This is a genomic window from Kitasatospora sp. NPDC059747 (assembly GCF_042732955.1).
GTDB lineage: Bacteria > Actinomycetota > Actinomycetes > Streptomycetales > Streptomycetaceae > Kitasatospora.
On sequence record NZ_JBHWGV010000012.1, the window covers coordinates 1 to 15,671 of the forward strand.

Sequence of the window (15,671 nt, forward strand, 5' to 3'; positions counted from 1 at the left end):
CCCTGCACTGGGTGCCCTGCTACCTGCTCGACACCGTGATGCCGCCCGACCAGGCCCGCCGCGTCCACGACGCCTGGGACGCCTGGGAACACGGCTCCGGCCGGCCTCTCCTCCTCCACGGCACCCCCGTCCCGATCCGCTGACGCAGGAAGTCGACCACGCCGACTTCCTGCGCACAGAGGACGGACCCACCATCGGCGCCGCTTCGACAGTGCCGAAGCGGCGCCCGAGAACCCGAAGTGCGCAACCAATCCAGCCGCACAGGAAGTCGGACCCGCCGACTTCTTATGAAGAGTCGAGCCGCGACCGAGAGCCGTGCTCGATCACAGCCCAGTGGCCAGCCAGGCGGTCACGGCCGCGGTGACGATGAGCCCGGCGTTGAGGGCGATCCGGCGGTCTCCGCCGGTCAGGTGGACGGTGATCGCGCCGGCCTGGAGGAGGACGAGGCCGACGGCGGCAACAACGGCCAGTGCGGGGGCGACACCCGTCAGCGGCGGCAGGATCAGACCGGCCGCCCCGAGCAGTTCCACCGCCCCCAGCGCCCTGACGGCGGGCAGGGGCATGCGATCGACCCAGGCCATCATCGGCCGGAGTTGGTCCCGGCTACGGACGGCCTTCAGCGTGCCCGAGTAGACGTAGAAGAGCGCGAGCAGTCCCGCGACGATCCCGTAGGCGATGTGGTTCATGGTTCCCGTTCGGTGAATCACGCGTGATCGGTGGCGGGCTCGGTCGCGTAGCGGCTCATCGCGTCGAGGTTGGTTTGCGGCGTCAGGGGCCGTCCGTCGGCGAGCGACTCCTGAAGGTCCCGGAAGTACTGCACGTACAGGTCGGGGGTGAACGTGCTGAGCATGACGGCGGGTTGGTCGGTGAGGTTGGCGAAGGTGTGCGGGGTGCCGGGCGGGACGATCACGAGCGTGCCCGTGGTGGCCTCGTAGTCGTCCGTCCCGACGGTGAACCGCACGGTGCCGGAGAGGACGTAGAAGCCCTCGTCGTGCCGGCCGTGGCGGTGCTGGGGCGGCCCCTGGGTGTGCGGGGCGAGGACGGACTCGGCGATCGCGAGGCGGTGTCCGGTGTGGCTGCCGTCCTCCAGGACGCGCATGTGCGTGGTGCCGAGGACGATCGTTTCGCCCTGGCCGGGCCCCACGACGTACACGGCGGGCTCGCTGGTCTTCGCTTCTTCGGTCATGCTCACCAGTGCACCGCCGGGACCGCACGGCCGTCCAAGACCTGTCCTGCAGCGCCGATACCTCGTGGGTATCGTTGCAGCGTGGAGCTACGAACCCTGCGCTACTTCGTGGCCGTCGCCGAGGAACTCCACTTCGGCCGGGCCGCCACCCGACTGCACATGAGCCAGCCGCCGTTGAGCCGGGCGATCAAGCGGTTGGAGGCCGAGGTCGGGGCCCTGCTGTTCGCCCGCTCGCCCACGGGCGTCACGCGCACGCCGGTGGGCGCGGTGCTGCTCGACGAGGCGCGGGCCCTGCTCGACCACGCCGACCGCGTCCGGGAGCGGGTGAGCGCGGCGGCCGGCCACGCGACCATCACCGTCGGCATCCTGGGCGACGGCACCGATCCGGGCGTGGCCAGGCTGGCCGCCGCCTACCGTCGGAGCCACCCCGGCGTCGACATCCGCATCCGCGACACCGATCTGACCGACCCGACCTGCGGGCTGCGCGCCGGACTCGTCGACGTCGCGCTGACCAGGGCGCCCTTCGACGAGACCGCCCTGACGGTGCGTGCGCTGCGGGCCGATCCGGTCGGCGTGGTGCTGCGCGCCGACGATCCGCTGGCCCGCCGCGACCGGCTGCGGCTGGCCGAGCTGAGCGACCGCCGCTGGTTCCAGTTCCCGCCGGGCACCGACCCCGTCTGGCAGTCGTACTGGAACGGCGGCACGCCGCGCGAGGGCCCGGTGGTGCGCGCCGTCCAGGAGTGCCTGCAGGCCGTGCTGTGGAACGCCACGGTCGGCTTGGCCCCGCTCGGACACGACCTGCCAGCGGAGTTGGCCGTCGTACCGCTGGTCGATATGCCGCCGAGCCGAGTGGTGGCGGTGTGGAACGAGGGCGACACCAACCCGTTGGTCCGGTCGTTCGTCGATATCGCGACGGCCGCGTACCGCCACTGAGCGGTCCGGCCCGAAACGCGAAGGAGCTCCTTCCCAGGGCGGGGGAGGAGCTCCGCGGACGGCTTCTTACTTCGGATCAGGCGCGGAACGGCCCCGGAGCCAGCCCCAACGGCGGCGCGCAGTGGTTTTGGGAGGCTCGGGTGCAGAGCGGGCGGCCCCGGGAGTGACTTCGACGACAGCCAGCGCATCGGCGCTTCCGTCGAGCTTTTCGCCGCGTCTGTCACCGGCCCAGACCACCGCGCGGAATCCGTCCGGTGCGATGCCTGTCCGGTTCTCTTCGAGGAACTTCTCCAGGAGCATCTCGCCCAGATCGGAAGGCTCACCAGGCCATGCGATCACGTTCACACGGTCATCGTTCGTGGCCCACACGACGGAGTCGTCGGGCCAGATCTGCTTGCGCTGCACTGCACAGGTATAGACCGGCATGGACCCGAACCTACCTCACCGTTCCGGGAGTTCGGTAGGGAGCAGGCCCGTGTTCACCTTCCGACGGCGGTGCGGACGGCGGCGAGATCCTGGTGGGAGGCCAGGCCGAGGTGGTAGAAGCGCAGCTCGGTCGCGCCGGCCGCAGCCAGGTCCGCGCACCAGGCGGGCAGGTCGGCGGGATCGCCGCCGAGGCCGGCGACGGCGCTCACGGTGGCTGCGAGGCGTCGGCCCGGAGCGGCGTACGCGCGGACGGCGGCCAGGGCGGCCTCCGCGCGGGTGGGGGCGAGCACGACGGGTACGGCGCCGCGGGCGTCCTTGGGGGCCAGGCCCGGGGACGGGCCGAAGCCGAGCGGGTCCGGCTGGGCGTGCAGGAGGACGGGGAGGTCCGGGCGTTCCGTCGCCACCGCTGCCAGCACGGACCGCCGCAGCTCGGCGGCGGTGCGCACCCGCATCCGGGCGACGGCCGCGGCCGACTCGGGGTCGAGCGCCGCGTCCTGCGTCGTGCCGGCGAAGACCGGGTCGAGCGCGTCCCGGACCTTCGCGCGTAGCGCCCACGGCTCGGCGCCCTCCGCCGCGTAGCCGTCCCGGCAGTGCGGGCAGAAGCAGAGCGAGATCAGCAGCCGCGCCGCCGGCGCCAGGGACACCCCCGCGACCTTGTCGTGTGCGTGCAGGTGGTCGAAGCCGTACCAGCCGCAGGACTCCAACTCCACTCCGGACAGGCCCGGTTGGGCGGCGGTCTCGGCGGCCAGCGTGGCGCAGTAGAGTCGCACGGCGGGGGAGGCGACGCACAGCGCCCACGGGTAGCGGTCGCCGTAGGCGTTGAGGACGGCCGCGTCGGGGTGGCGCACGCCGAGGCGCTGGCCGTGTGCGAGGACCGTCCAGGCGTACACCTCCACCCCGGCCTCGGCCAGCGACTCCGTGGCCCGGCCGAAGGAGCGCGGCGACCACGGCGCCTCGACCGGGCGCAGCCGTCCGGGGCCGGACCAGCGGTCCTGGTCGGGCCGGTAGTAGACGGCCGCGTGCTCGGCGGTGACGACCTTGTGGCGCGGGTGGCGGGGCGTCAGCGCACGCACGCTGTGGTAGGCGGCGGCGACGGCGGCCCGCCGGATGCCGAGCCCGGCGAGGCGTGCGCCGCAGGCCGGGTCGCCGTCCACGTCCCAGGGGTAGAGGTACGCGCCGAAGGCCGGCGTCACGCCAGCGCCTCCCGCGTGCGGTCGACGAGGTCCAGCAGCGCCCGCACGTGCTCCGGCGCCGGCTCGGTCAGCGGCGCGCGCACGCCCCCGACCGGGTGGCCCACGGCCCGCGTCGCCGCCTTGACCAGGGAGACCGCGTAGCCGGGCCGCAGGCTGCGCAGTTCGACGTAGGGCCGCAGGAAGAGCTCGATCAGCACCGCCAGCGTGCCCCGGTCGTCCTCGGCGAAGGCGCGGTGGAAGGCGAGCGCGATGTCCGGGGCGAAGCAGAAGACGGCGGACGAGTAGAGCGGCACGCCGATGGCGCGGTAGGCGAGCTGGGTCATCTCGGCGGTCGGCATGCCGTTGAAGAACAGGAAGTCCGGGTGTCCGGCGGCGCGGACGGCGCTGACGGTGCGCAGCATCCGGTCGAGGTCGCCGAGGCCGTCCTTGAAGCCGATGACGCCGGGCAGCGCGGCGAGGCGGGCCACGGTGCCGGGCTCGTAGGCCGTCCGGTCGCGCTGGTAGAGGATCAGGTCGAGCGGGGTGGCGTCGGCGAGTGCGGTGATGTGGCGGACGAGGCCGTCCTGGCCGCCCTCGGGGCCGTACGGGGGCAGGACGAGCAGGGCGTCGGCGCCCGCGTCCTGCGCCGCGCGGGCGTAGGCGAGGGCGAGTGCGGTGCCGTAGCCGGTGCCGGCGACGACGGGCACGCGTTCGCCGGCCGCGTCGACGGCGACGGAGACGCAGCGTTCGTACTCCGCGGGGGCGAGGGCGGGGAACTCTCCGGTGCCGCAGGCGGCGAACACGGCGGCGGGGCCGTCGTCGAGGCGTGCGTCGAGGTGGGCGCGCTGGGCGCCGGGGTCGAAGGAACCGTCGGGGGCGAAAGCGGTGACGGGGAAGAAGAGGAGCCCGTCGAGCGGGAGCGGGCCGGTGCGTGCGGGCATGGGGTGGGTCCCTTCGTGGAGAGCGTCCAGCGGTGGGAACACCGAGGAGCGTAGGAGGGCCCGCGCGCGGAGGTCAAGGGATCGGCGTTCTCATATCTGAATGACAGTCATTCTTGTGAACTGCCTTCGGGCTTTGTGAGCATGGGGTGCATCCGTCCCCGGTCCAGGGAGTCACCGTGTCCCGCATCCTCGTCACCGGCGCGGCAGGCGCCGTCGGCAGCCTCATCCGCCCCCGGCTCGCCCGCCCCGGCCGCACCCTCCGGCTGCTCGACCTCGTGCCGCTCGACCCCGGCGAGGGCGAGGAGGCCGTCCAGGCCTCCGTCACCGACGCCGACGCGATGCGCGCCGCCTGCGAAGGCGTCGACGCCGTGATCCACCTCGGCGGGATCTCCCTCGAAGCGCCCTGGGAGCGGATCCTCGACGTCAACATCCACGGCACCTACACCGTCTTCGAGGCCGCCCGCCGCGCCGGCGTGGCCCGCGTCGTCTTCGCGTCCTCCAACCACGTCGTCGGCTACCGCACCCCCGCCGAGTACCCGCTCACCGCCGACACCCCGCCACTGCCCGACACCTACTACGGCGTCTCCAAGGCGACCGGCGAGGCCCTCGGTGCGCTCTACCACCACCGCTACGGCCTCGACGTCATCTGCGTCCGCATCATGACCTGCTTCGCCGAACCGCCGAACCCCCGTGCCCTCTCCACCTGGCTCTCCCCGGACGACTGCGCCCGCCTGCTGGAGGCCTGCCTGGCCGTCGAGAAGCCCGGCTACCGCATCGTCTACGGCGTCTCGCCGAACACGCGCGGCGGTTGGGTCTCCCTCGACGAGGCCCGCGCGCTCGGCTACGCCCCGGCCGACGACGCCGAGGTCCACGCCGACGCCGTCCACGCCGCGCACGGGCGGCCCGCCCACGACGACCCCGTCTTCGCCTACTTGGGCGGGCCCTTCACCTTCCCCGACCTCGACGCCGACCGCTTGTAAGGACCTGCGGCCCCTCGGGGGCGAGCGGGATTCAGGCGCGCAGGCCGAGTTCGATCTGCTCCAGGGTGCGGCCCTTCGTCTCCGGCACGAGACGGAGGGTCAGCACCAGCAGGACCGCGTTGACGCCGGCGAACACGTACATCGAGCCGCCGACCCCGAGGTGGTGGCGGTCGGACATGACCGGGTAGCCGGCGGTGACCACGCCGGTCGCCGCCCACAGCACCACCGCCGCGACGCCCGTCCCGGCGCCGCGCGCCTTGAGGGGGAACACCTCCGCCATCATGACCCACACCACCGCGCCCCAGCCCAGCTCGTACCCGGCCAGGTAGAGGACGAGCAGCACGACGGTCAGCGTGCCGAGGGCGGACTTGTCGTGGACGTGCGTGACGACCCAGCCGGTCAGGCCCAGCGTCACCACCATCACGGCGCTGCCGATCAGCAGCAGCGGCTTGCGGCCCCAGCGGTCCACGACGAACACCACCCATGCGGTGAAGGCGAGTTTGGTGATGCCGAGGATGATCGCCGAGAGGAGTGCGGTGTCGGTGGTGAGCCCGAGCGAGACGAGCATCGTCGGGAAGTACGCGTTGATCGCGTTGACGCCGCCGAACTGCTGCCCGACCGCGAGCAGCAGGGCCACCAGCAGCATCGGCCGCACCCAGGGGGCCCACAACTCCCGTACGCGGTAGGTGGTCTGCGCGGCATCGAGCCGGATCACCGCGCGGATCGAGTCGAGTTCGGCCTCGATCTCCCCGGCCGGGTGGGTGGCCGCGAGGACGGCCCTGGCCTCGTCCTCCCGGCCGAGGTTGACCAGCCAGCGCGGCGTCTCCGGCAGGAACGCGAGCCCGGCGACGAGGATCACGGCGGGCACCAGCGCGCCCGCGAACATCCAGCGCCACAGGTGGTGCGGCTGGAGCCAGTAGTCGACGAGGAACGCGATCAGGATGCCGCCGACGATGAAGATCTGGTTGAGCGAGCCCATCGCACCCCGGATTCGCGCCGGCGCGAGCTCGGACAGGTACGTCGGCACGGTGGCCGAGGAGAGGCCGACCCCGAGGCCGAGCACCGTCCGGAAGCCCACCAGCGCACCGAAGTCCGGCGCGAGCGCGCAGGCGAGCGTGCCGACGATCACCACGCCGCCGGCCGCCATGATGGTGCGGCGGCGGCCGATCCGCCCGTTGAGCCGCGCGGCCAGGCCCGCGCCGAGCATCGCGCCCGCGGACAGTGAGGCCGTCAGGACGCCCTGCTCGAAGCCGGACAGCTGCCAGGACTTGGCGACCACGACGAGGATGCCCGCGATCACGCCGAGGTCGTAGCCGAAGAGGACGCCGCCGAGTGCGCCGAAGGAGTACAGGAGGACGGGCTTGATCCTGCGGGGAGTGGGGCCGGGCCGGCTCATGGGGGATCGCCTCGTCTCGGGGGTGGCGCGCGGGTGATGGGTGCCGTGCGAGGGAGGTGCGGTACGGGGAGTGAAGCGGTCGGCGGGGTGGTGGTCAAGACCTCTCGTCCAGATCCGCGAATCCGGAGAGAAGCCGAATGCGGAGTTGTGGGCGGGTATTTGGCGATTGGCCCGTTCAAAGGGCTGAACTGTGAACGGGATTCGGAACGCCGAGGAACACAACGATGGCCCCCGCCCAGTGAGGGCAGGGGCCATCGGCGCGCAGGGGGGACGATCGTGTCCTGGAGCGCGTCAGAGGTCGGCGCGGCCGCTGAGGGACTTGACGAACTGGTAGGCGTCGATGGTGCCCCAGCCGGTGGCGAGGTTGTAGCCCGGGCCGGCCGAGTAGCCGGTGACCCCGTGGGCGGAGTTGTCGCCGCTGGTCACGTCCAGGATCCCGTGCGGGTGGTCGGCGTCCTGGCCCTGCGCGAGCGGGTAGAGGCGCGGGCCGAGGGCGCCGAGGCGGGTGCCTGCTGCCTGGTCGGCCAGCGCGGTGACGCCGGCCAGCATCGGGGTGGCCTGGCTGGTGCCGCCGATGACCTCCCAGCCGGTGTGTGCCGGGTCGTAGCTGCTGTAGATCCAGGCGCCACCCTGCGGAGAGGCGCTCATGCTGAGGTCGGGGATGCCGCGGTTGGCGCCGGTGGTGGCCGCCACGCCGGCCTGGTAGTCGGGACGGGCGAACACCCGGGATATCCCACCGCCGGTGGCGCCGCCGTTTCCGTCGTTCCAGACTTCGTCGGGCGAGAGCCGGGTGCCGCTGTCGTCCAGATACATCCTGGTGCCGCCGACGGCGGTGACCAGCGGGTCGGAGGCGGGCCAGCCCACCTCGCGCTGCTGGTAGTAGGTCTTGCCGTCGAGCATCTTGTCGGTGGCGCCGTTGTCGCCGCTCGCGGCCAGCACGGTGCTGTTCTGCGCGGCGGCGGCCTGCAGGCCGTAGCGCAGGTTCTGCAGCAAGTGGTAGTCGCCCGCCCGGCCGGCCTCCTCGGCGAAAGTGTCCTCGGTGGCGCCCAGGCTGAAGCTGATCACGTCACCGCGGCCCTTGGCGGCCAGGTCCTTGATCGCGTCCATCATCTCGGGGAATCCGGAGGTGCCCTCGTTCTCGGAGGTGCCGGTCTCGACCAGCAGGATGTGCGCGCCGGGCGCCACGGCATGGGCGTACTCGACGTCCAGGGTGGTCTCGCCGGCCCAGGCGGTGTGCTCCTTGTTGGTCGGATCGAAGGCCGGCACGTTGCCCCACTTGACCACCTCGACCTGGGTGTCGGGCAGCCCGTACTGGCGGTCGAAGGCCTCCAGGTCGTGCTGGACCGTCGGCGAGCCGAAGGAGTCGACGATGACGATCGTGCGGCCGGTGCCGTCGATGCCCGCGTCGTACAGCGGCTGCAGGTTGTAGGCGGTGCGGTAGTGCAGCGGGCCGTAGCAGTCCGTGCCCGACTGGGCCTGGCAGTCGGCGGTGGAACTCGGCGCCGTCGCGTCGACCCGGTGCAGGTGCCCGGCACTCGCAGGTATGGGGCGGGCGTGCGCGGTGGGGTGGTGTGCGGCCGTGGCGTTCGGCTGGGCGGAGGGCAGCAGCGTCGTGACCGTGGCGACGGCGGTGGCGCCGAGGGCGGTCAGGGCGGTGCGCTTGGAGGAGGGCATGGGTCATCCCCAGTGGAGGTGTCGGGATTCCGCGCGGTGCGGTGGATGCCGGGTGCGCGGCGCCCGGGCCGGCGGAGGGGTCTGCGGGCCACGGGCGTCGGTCAATGTGATTGCCAGACTGGCAACTTCCGCACCACTGTGAACACCCGTCGATCGGCGGGTGACGAAGCAGCCGGTCGGCGGCTCTCGGTGGTGCCGGGCCGGCGGCTAGGTGTGCCGCCCGTCTCGGCTTGGCGCGTCAGACCATGTCGGTGGCACGGGGCAAGGCCAAGGACGCCGTGCTCGACCAGGACGGCACCCGGCACCCGCGCTACGAACGCACCTACGCCGGCCGGGTACGGCGGCGGGGGCGACGGTGCGTTTCGTCAGAATCATTGACTGAAATTTAAGTCAGTCCCTAGGGTGGCGCCGCCCCCGTGATCACGGAATGCCGGGGTAGTCGACGTGGGCCGCGGACGGCCCCGCACACAGAAGGCCATCACATGGGGAAAATCGCCTCGAACGCCGAGGGCCACGCACGTCCCGCAGGCATCGAACAGCACTCGATCGACTGGGTGCCCCTGGACGAGCGGCACGGCGAACCGTCGAGCATGGGCGCCATCTGGTTCGTGGGCAGCCTCAACCTCACCGGTCTGGCGACCGGAGTCGTCACGCTCTCGATGGGCGCCTCGCTCGTCTGGACGGTGATCGCCACCGTGCTGGGCTCGCTCTTCGGCACCTTCTTCATGGCGTTCCACGCGGCCCAGGGACCCCAGTTGGGACTGCCCCAACTCGTGCAGTCACGGCCGCAGTTCGGCTACCTCGGGGCCGCGCTCACGGTGTGGGTCTTCGCCCTGGTCAACTACGTGGCGTTCAACACCTCGGACGCCCTGCTGTCCGGTCAGGCCATGAACACGCTCTTCGGGATCCCCAACGTGGTCGGCTATCTGATGGCCGCGATGGTCGCGGCCGTGATCGCCCTGTTCGGCTACGACTGGATCCACCGCTTGAACAGGTGGCTGACCTGGCCCTTCGTCGTGGTCACCGTGGCGGTCACGGCGGCGGCGCTGTTCGGAGGGGGGCTGCCGGCCGGCATCTGGCACCCGGGCCCGTTCGAACTCGCCCCGTTCATGCTGGTGTTCGTCTTCGTCGCGGGCTTCCAGCTGGGCTGGGCGCCGTACGTCTCGGACTACTCGCGCTACCTGAGACCCGACGTGTCCGTCCGCAGCACCTTCTGGTGGACCTATCTGCCCAGCGCCGTCTCCGGGGTGTGGGTGTTCGTCCTCGGCGCCGTGGTCTCGGCCGCCGCCCCCGCGGACACGGACCCGGTGACCGCGCTGAAGCTCGCGGCCGACCGGCTGTTCGACGGGTTCGGCACGATCGCGGTCGTGGTGCTGCTGGTCGGGCTGCTCTCCATCATGGCGATCAACCAGTACGGCGGCAGCCTCACCATGATCTCGATCGTCGATTCGTTCCGTCCGGTCCGGCCGACGCGGGCCATCCGGGTGGGGACGATCGGGATCATGCTGGTGGCCGTCGGCGCGGTCTCCACCCTCGTCGGGATCGACCGCTTCAACTGGTTCTTCGCGAACGTGGTGGTCGTGCTGACGTACCTGTTCATCCCCTGGACGGCCATCAACCTGGTGGACTTCTTCTTCGTCCGGCGCGGCCAGTACGTCGTGCGGGAGATCTTCAACCCGCAAGGCATATACGGCCGTTGGGGCTGGCGCGGGAACCTCGCCTACGTGATCGGCCTGGCGTGCATGGCCCCGTTCATGGTGATCACCGGCCTCTACGTCGGGCCTGTCGCGAAGTTCCTCGACGGCGTCGACTACTCGCTCCTGGTCGGCCTTCCGGTGGCCGGTGCGCTGTACCGGGCCTTCGCACGGAGCCTCGACCTGGCGACCGAGCGCCGGATGGTGCGGGAGGAGGGGCTGCTGACGGAACTCCACTGAGCTGATCCACCCCGGTACGTACGGCTCGGCACATCCGCGCCGGCGAGCCGCTCTTCGAAGCCGAGGGGCGCCGGACGCCGAGAGGGCGCCGAGCCGAGTCAGACCGGCGGAGGTGCCGTCGACTCGCGGAGGATCACGCGGCCCTCCACCCGGATCCGGGACGGCTCGGCGGGGCTGTCTCCGTTGAGCCGGGACAGGAGCACCTGCGCGGTGATCATGCCGATCTCGTGCAGGGGGTGGGCGAACGCGGTGACGGGCGGCCGGCAGATCTCGAACCAGTCGGCGTTGCCGAACGCGACGAAGGACAGCCGGCCGGGGACGTCCAGGCCGAGGGCGTCGGCCTCGCGCAGTGCGCCCAGCGCGAGATCGCTGCTGGAAGCGAACACCGCGGTCGGCGCGGGCCGCAATTCCATCAGGCGCCGCAACGCCTCGGCGCCCCACGCCGCCGTGTGCTCGCGCGCCATGACGTACTGCTCGGGAAGCCCGCCCTCGCCCAGGGCGGCGCGGGCGCCGGCGACGCGTTCGCGGGCATTGCTGAACCCGGGGTCGCCGGCGATGACCGCGATGCGTTCATGTCCGAGCGACCGCAGGTGGTCCATCAGGGCTGCCGAGCCGTCGGCCTCGGCGCATTGGACGCTGCCCCGCCTCGGCCGGGGACTTGAAGAACAACGATGGCCCCCACCCGGTGAGGGCAGGGGCCATCGGAGCGGCGGAGGGTGGTACTAGACCGGGCTGCCGGGCTTGCCGGAGTCCTTGGACTTCACCGGGCCCGACCACGGGGTGAGGGAGGAGTAGACGCACAGCGCCTCGCGGTCGTCGAACAGCCACCAGCGGCCCTGGCTCGGGTAGAAGTACCCGATCATTCCGTCCTCGGGGAGGTCGGCGGAGCTCGCCCGGTCCTGGCACATCCGGCGCGCGCTCGCCTCGACGCTCGCGACGCCGGGGTAGGAGCCGTTGCCGGGGAGCGTCACCGAGGCGAAGACCTCCAAGCGGTGCGGCTGGGCGCACGGGACGACCTGGTAGTGGTCCGACCCGCTCCGGTACGTGTGGATGTCGCCGACGGCGCAGTCGCCCGCCTGCAGGTACCAGGAGCCGGCCCGCCCCGCGACGACCGGGTGGCCGTCGGCGCCGCGCGTCGGGCCCGACGTCAGGTCGTGGTACGCGAAGGCCATGATGCCGCCGAGCATGGCGACGAAGAGGGTCCAGGTGACGGAGAACATCAGGCCGACGGCGGCGAAGCCGAAGCCGCCCTGCCGGCGGCGGAAGATCCGGCCGAACGAGCCGAGGGCGAGGCCCATCGACACCAGCGACAGCGGCGGGAGGAACCCGATGAGCCCGAGCACGAAGGAGGCGACGGCCATCCCGCTGACCTTGGCCTTCGGCTGCGGGACGAAGGGCGGCGGTACGGGGGCGCCGGGCGCGCCGGGCACGTACGGCGGCCAGGCCTGCTGCCCGGGGACCGGTCCGAACTGCCGCCCGGCGGCGAGGCCGGCGCCGGCCGGGCCGGTGGTGTACGGGTTGGCGTTGACGTCCGGAGCGGCGGCCGGGCCGGTGGTGTACGGGTTGGTGGCGTACGGGTTGGCGTTGACGTCCGGAGCGGCGGGCTGCGCGGGCACTGCGGCGGCGGGCCGGGCGTCCGCAGGCTCCGGCTCGGCGCTCGGCTTCGGTTCGACGTCGGGGGCCGGCTGGGCGGCCGACGGACCGGTGGCGGGTTCGGCGGACGGGTCGTCAATGGGCCGTGACACGGTGGCTGCTTTCCCCGGGGCGGTTCGGTGGGCGAAGGGCCCGCTCCCGGCGGGCCGCCCGGCGAATATAGCCGATGATCAGACTGCCGCTCACCCGAGATCCTCGGTAGGCGAAGGACCGGCCGAGGGACCGGGCCCCCGAAGGCGTCGTCAGCCCTCGAAGTCGTAGCACTCCCAAGGCACGACGAACGTGCCCGGTGCCACGAAGGCCTCGGGAATCCCGACCAGCCGGAGAAACGATTCGCCGCTGTCGTCCTCCGGCCCGTGCTCCACCTCGACGGCAGGGACGCCGAGGAACCCGCGCTCGAAGTGCAGCTCCGCGCGCACCGGCCGGGCCGGAGGCCGTCCGGTCAGGACGCCGAACACGCCCACGCCGTCCGCGTCCGCGTCCACCACCTCGCGGACCTCGAACCGCCAGTGGTCGGCGGCCAGCGCCAGGAGCCGACGGCCGTCGTCGCGGTGGAGCACCAGGACGTCCCGCCGGGCCCGGACCAGGTCGGCGATCACGCAGCACGCCTGGAGGCCGGGCAGGCCCGGGGCGCCGACCCGGCCGAAGTCGGGGTCGGGGAAACGATTCAGCAGCGTCTGGAGCAGGTCCAGCGCGGCTGAGGCGGCCCGCCGGTGGCCGTGTTCGACGACGTCCAGCAGGATCGGCACCGCGAGCTCGGCGGCCGGGTACACCGTGCCCTCGAAGTCGTCGGTGATGGCGCTGTCCAGCAGCCTGGTCATCCCGCGCGAGGCCTGGTTGAGCGTGGTCGCGGCGGCCAGGGCCCGCAGGTTCACCGCCGTGTCGGCAGTGTAGGGGTCCCGGCGGTGCGGGTGCGCCTCCCAGTCGACGGCGTCGATCGCTTCGAAGATCGCTTCCAGGTCCACGCGCGGCATCCTGCCAGACGCCCGGGCCGCCCCCGTACGGGTTTTCAGCGCGAGTGCGACGCCAGGCTCAGCATCAGGTGCGCCGACTCCGGGTGCTGGAAGTCCGAGTGGGCGCCCGCCGGTGCCAGCCGGGTCGCCGGGCCGCCCCGGTACACCGCGCTGGCGTCGATGTTCACGATCGGGTGGTCCAGTACGTCGTGCGGGTACGGCGAACCGGCCGGGCGCAGCAGCGTGGAGAACTGGTGCACCGGCGCCACGCCCGTGCCGGAGTGGCCGATGCCCGGCCGCCCTTCGGCCCGCAGGTGCCAGAAGCCGGTGGCGCGGTCCCAGCGGGAGTGGGTGAGCACGAGCGGCCCGCGCAGCGGCGCGGCGTGGGCCGGCCTGCGGTCGGACTCGGGGAACAGCCGCGGGAACAGCCGGGAGAAGGCGTCGCGGGGCGCGGCCATCTGGAAGACCAGCGCGCTGTCCACGGTGAACGGCCGCGCCGGATCGCCCGGCCGGCTCCAGCTCAGGACCCGGGGCCCGGCGGGCCGCTCGGCCGCGTGCTGGACGGCCTCGCACAGGAACCGCCCGCCGAAGGAGTGCCCGACCAGGTGCAGGTACTGGCCGCTGCGGTTGGCCAGCACGGCGGGGTCGGCCGGGTGGCCGCGGTCGGCGTCGAGGTAGCCGAGCAGGTGGCCGAGCACGTACCCGGCCTGGCCGCGGCCGGGCGCGCTCATCGCGTGTGCCCGTTCACGGACGCGGCGGTACCCGCCGAGCGAGGGCAGGCTCGACGACGGCCAGCGCACCACGACGCACCACGGCCGGTACCCGCGCTCCAGGCCCGGGTAGGCGCCCGGGCGGGCCCGGTGCAGGTCGGCGGCGCGCGAGAGCAGCGCCGTGGCCGCGCGGTCCGCCGCGGCGGGACTGGTCTGCCAGCCGTGGACGTACACGTAGATGTCGGTGGCCCGCTCCGGCACGCGCACGTGCCGGGCGAGGTGCTCGGCGACGCGCGCCTCGGGCACCGGGGTCCGGGTGCCGGGGACGAGCAGCCGACCGTTCTCGTCGAGGTCCACGGTGACGGGCCGGACGGACGGCGGGGTCGGGCGGCGGGTCACGGCGTGAGCTCCAGGATGCTGTCGATGCCGCAGTGCAGGGAGTAGGTGAGCGCGAGCGGGTTGCCGTGCTCGCGGGCGAAGCGCCGGACGAGGGTTTGGGTGATCTCGCCCGCGGTCAGCCCGCCGGTCAGGTAGAGGTCGAGGAAGGCGAACGCGTACTCGGCGGCGAACACCTGCGGGATCTCGATCTGCGGCCCGAGCACGCCCTCCGCCCCGAGGTCGACCAACGCCCGCCCCAGGTGTTCGAGTTCGCCTTCCGCGGACTGCCCGGTGTGGCAGGCGTTCAGGAGGACGAAGGGCCGGAACATCGCCTCCGGCGCGTCCAGGTGCCGGCGCCGGTGGCGGCGCACGAGGTCGGCGTCGATGTGCCGGTCGTCGGAGAGGCGGACGGCGAGCTGCTTGAAGGCGGAGCCGTCGGCGACGAACTGGCCGTGGCACCAGAAGTACATGACGTCCTCGTCCAGCACCGCGCGCGACAGGGCGTCGAGCAGGCCGCGGGACTCGGTGCGGACGGTGAGGTGCGAGCGGTCCTCCAGCAGCTTGCGGACCTCGGGGGCGCGGCCGATGGATTCGAGGGTGTCGTCGGTGTTGAGGCTGGTGACCGGCCGGGGCCGGGCCGGGTGGGGCGGCTGGATCGGCGGGTAGGCGGCCCCGGTCTGCTCGATCTGGTGCCGGTGGCCGAGGAAGTCCGCCCACGGGTCCGGGCGGCCGTCGGGGCCCGGTCCGCCGTCGACGGCGAGCATCGGCCACGGCAGGTGCAGGTCGGAGTCGAAGCTGATCCGGAGCGGGCCGTGCTCGGTGAGCGTCCGGTTGAGGTACTCCCGGAAGACGGTCAGCTCCCGACCGGGTCCGTCGAGCATCGTCTCCAGGAAGTACCGCCCCTCCTCGGCGAGTTCGGCCGCCCGGCCCTCGGCGACGGGGCGCAGGTGGGACACGTCGACGGCGGAGGCGAACGGGTAGTCGTCGGGCATCCCGAAGTCGTCGACCGTCGCGTAGCGGACCAGCTGGTCGCGCCAGGCCGTGCGCAGCCGGGCGGCCCTGGCGAGGAGCTTCGTGCCCGTGACAGCGAGCTCCGCGCGGTGCGGGCGGGTGCGCGGGGTGCGCTCGCCGGGCCGGAACGCGTGGACGTCCAGGGTGTCGTCGCGCCGGCGGCGCAGCGAGACGATGAGGTCGAGCGGGAGCGGGTCCTCGGCGTCCTCGGGGTTCCTGGCGTCCCTGGCGTCGTCGGCTTCTCGCGGACTGCGCTGGCGGGGAAGCCGGGTGAAGTTCGCGGAGGGGTTCTGCCGGATCTCGACGAGGAGCTCCTGGGGCACG

The 15,671-nt window shown here is 72.8% G+C and carries 15 protein-coding genes; 3 read left to right on the top strand and 12 right to left on the bottom strand.

Annotated features, from left to right (window positions below):
* Window positions 1-323: 323 nt before the first annotated feature.
* On the bottom strand, window positions 324-686 hold the full coding sequence (locus tag ACFV4G_RS07660; RefSeq protein WP_380437575.1) for a DoxX family protein: 363 nt from the start codon (window positions 684-686) through the stop codon (window positions 324-326).
* Between the two features lie 17 nt (window positions 687-703).
* A complete protein-coding gene (locus ACFV4G_RS07665; protein WP_380437577.1) occupies window positions 704-1,186 on the bottom strand; it encodes a cupin domain-containing protein in 483 nt (160 codons plus the stop codon).
* An 81-nt stretch (window positions 1,187-1,267) separates the two neighbouring features.
* Here ACFV4G_RS07665 and ACFV4G_RS07670 point away from each other — a divergent pair, with 81 nt between their 5' ends.
* Window positions 1,268-2,119, top strand: a complete 852-nt coding sequence (locus ACFV4G_RS07670) for a LysR family transcriptional regulator (RefSeq protein ID WP_380437579.1) — start codon at window positions 1,268-1,270, stop codon at window positions 2,117-2,119.
* 66 nt (window positions 2,120-2,185) lie between these two features.
* Here ACFV4G_RS07670 and ACFV4G_RS07675 read toward each other — a convergent pair whose 3' ends face one another.
* From ACFV4G_RS07675 to ACFV4G_RS07685, 3 genes are all read right to left on the bottom strand, one after another.
* The gene (locus tag ACFV4G_RS07675; RefSeq protein ID WP_380437581.1) at window positions 2,186-2,524 is read right to left on the bottom strand and encodes a hypothetical protein; all 339 of its coding nucleotides are present in this window, start codon (window positions 2,522-2,524) and stop codon (window positions 2,186-2,188) included.
* A 74-nt stretch (window positions 2,525-2,598) separates the two neighbouring features.
* On the bottom strand, window positions 2,599-3,738 hold the full coding sequence (locus ACFV4G_RS07680; RefSeq protein ID WP_380437583.1) for a hypothetical protein: 1,140 nt from the start codon (window positions 3,736-3,738) through the stop codon (window positions 2,599-2,601).
* Entirely contained in the window at window positions 3,735-4,658 is a 924-nt protein-coding gene (locus ACFV4G_RS07685; RefSeq protein ID WP_380437585.1) for a 5-dehydro-4-deoxyglucarate dehydratase, read from the bottom strand. The genes ACFV4G_RS07680 and ACFV4G_RS07685 overlap by 4 nt, the downstream gene beginning before the upstream one ends.
* Before the next feature lie 176 nt (window positions 4,659-4,834).
* Here ACFV4G_RS07685 and ACFV4G_RS07690 point away from each other — a divergent pair, with 176 nt between their 5' ends.
* Window positions 4,835-5,638 carry an NAD-dependent epimerase/dehydratase family protein gene (locus tag ACFV4G_RS07690; RefSeq protein WP_380437587.1) on the top strand — a complete coding sequence of 268 codons (804 nt, stop codon included), beginning with the start codon at window positions 4,835-4,837 and terminating at the stop codon, window positions 5,636-5,638.
* Window positions 5,639-5,669: 31 nt separating this feature from the next.
* On the opposite strand, the gene ACFV4G_RS07695 is transcribed toward ACFV4G_RS07690, so the two are convergent.
* Window positions 5,670-7,034 carry a sugar porter family MFS transporter gene (locus ACFV4G_RS07695; RefSeq protein WP_380437589.1) on the bottom strand — a complete coding sequence of 455 codons (1,365 nt, stop codon included), beginning with the start codon at window positions 7,032-7,034 and terminating at the stop codon, window positions 5,670-5,672.
* A gap of 291 nt (window positions 7,035-7,325) precedes the next feature.
* Complete coding sequence (locus ACFV4G_RS07700; protein WP_380437591.1) at window positions 7,326-8,708, bottom strand: S8 family serine peptidase; 1,383 nt, start codon at window positions 8,706-8,708, stop codon at window positions 7,326-7,328.
* Between the two features lie 482 nt (window positions 8,709-9,190).
* Here ACFV4G_RS07700 and ACFV4G_RS07705 point away from each other — a divergent pair, with 482 nt between their 5' ends.
* Window positions 9,191-10,642, top strand: a complete 1,452-nt coding sequence (locus ACFV4G_RS07705) for a purine-cytosine permease family protein (protein WP_380437593.1) — start codon at window positions 9,191-9,193, stop codon at window positions 10,640-10,642.
* Window positions 10,643-10,740: 98 nt separating this feature from the next.
* On the opposite strand, the gene ACFV4G_RS07710 is transcribed toward ACFV4G_RS07705, so the two are convergent.
* The 5 genes from ACFV4G_RS07710 to ACFV4G_RS07730 all read right to left on the bottom strand — a co-directional run bounded on the left by ACFV4G_RS07710 (window position 10,741) and on the right by ACFV4G_RS07730 (window position 15,670).
* A complete protein-coding gene (locus ACFV4G_RS07710; protein ID WP_380437595.1) occupies window positions 10,741-11,241 on the bottom strand; it encodes a LacI family DNA-binding transcriptional regulator in 501 nt (166 codons plus the stop codon).
* Window positions 11,242-11,364: 123 nt separating this feature from the next.
* Window positions 11,365-12,387, bottom strand: a complete 1,023-nt coding sequence (locus tag ACFV4G_RS07715) for a hypothetical protein (protein ID WP_380437597.1) — start codon at window positions 12,385-12,387, stop codon at window positions 11,365-11,367.
* A 150-nt stretch (window positions 12,388-12,537) separates the two neighbouring features.
* Window positions 12,538-13,260: a hypothetical protein gene (locus ACFV4G_RS07720; RefSeq protein WP_380437599.1), complete on the bottom strand. Its 723-nt coding sequence runs from the start codon at window positions 13,258-13,260 to the stop codon at window positions 12,538-12,540.
* Between the two features lie 44 nt (window positions 13,261-13,304).
* Window positions 13,305-14,357: a hypothetical protein gene (locus tag ACFV4G_RS07725; protein WP_380437600.1), complete on the bottom strand. Its 1,053-nt coding sequence runs from the start codon at window positions 14,355-14,357 to the stop codon at window positions 13,305-13,307.
* Window positions 14,354-15,670, bottom strand: coding sequence for a CHAT domain-containing protein (locus ACFV4G_RS07730; RefSeq protein WP_380437602.1), 1,317 nt, complete (start codon window positions 15,668-15,670; stop codon window positions 14,354-14,356). The genes ACFV4G_RS07725 and ACFV4G_RS07730 overlap by 4 nt, the downstream gene beginning before the upstream one ends.
* Window position 15,671 lies beyond the last annotated feature (1 nt).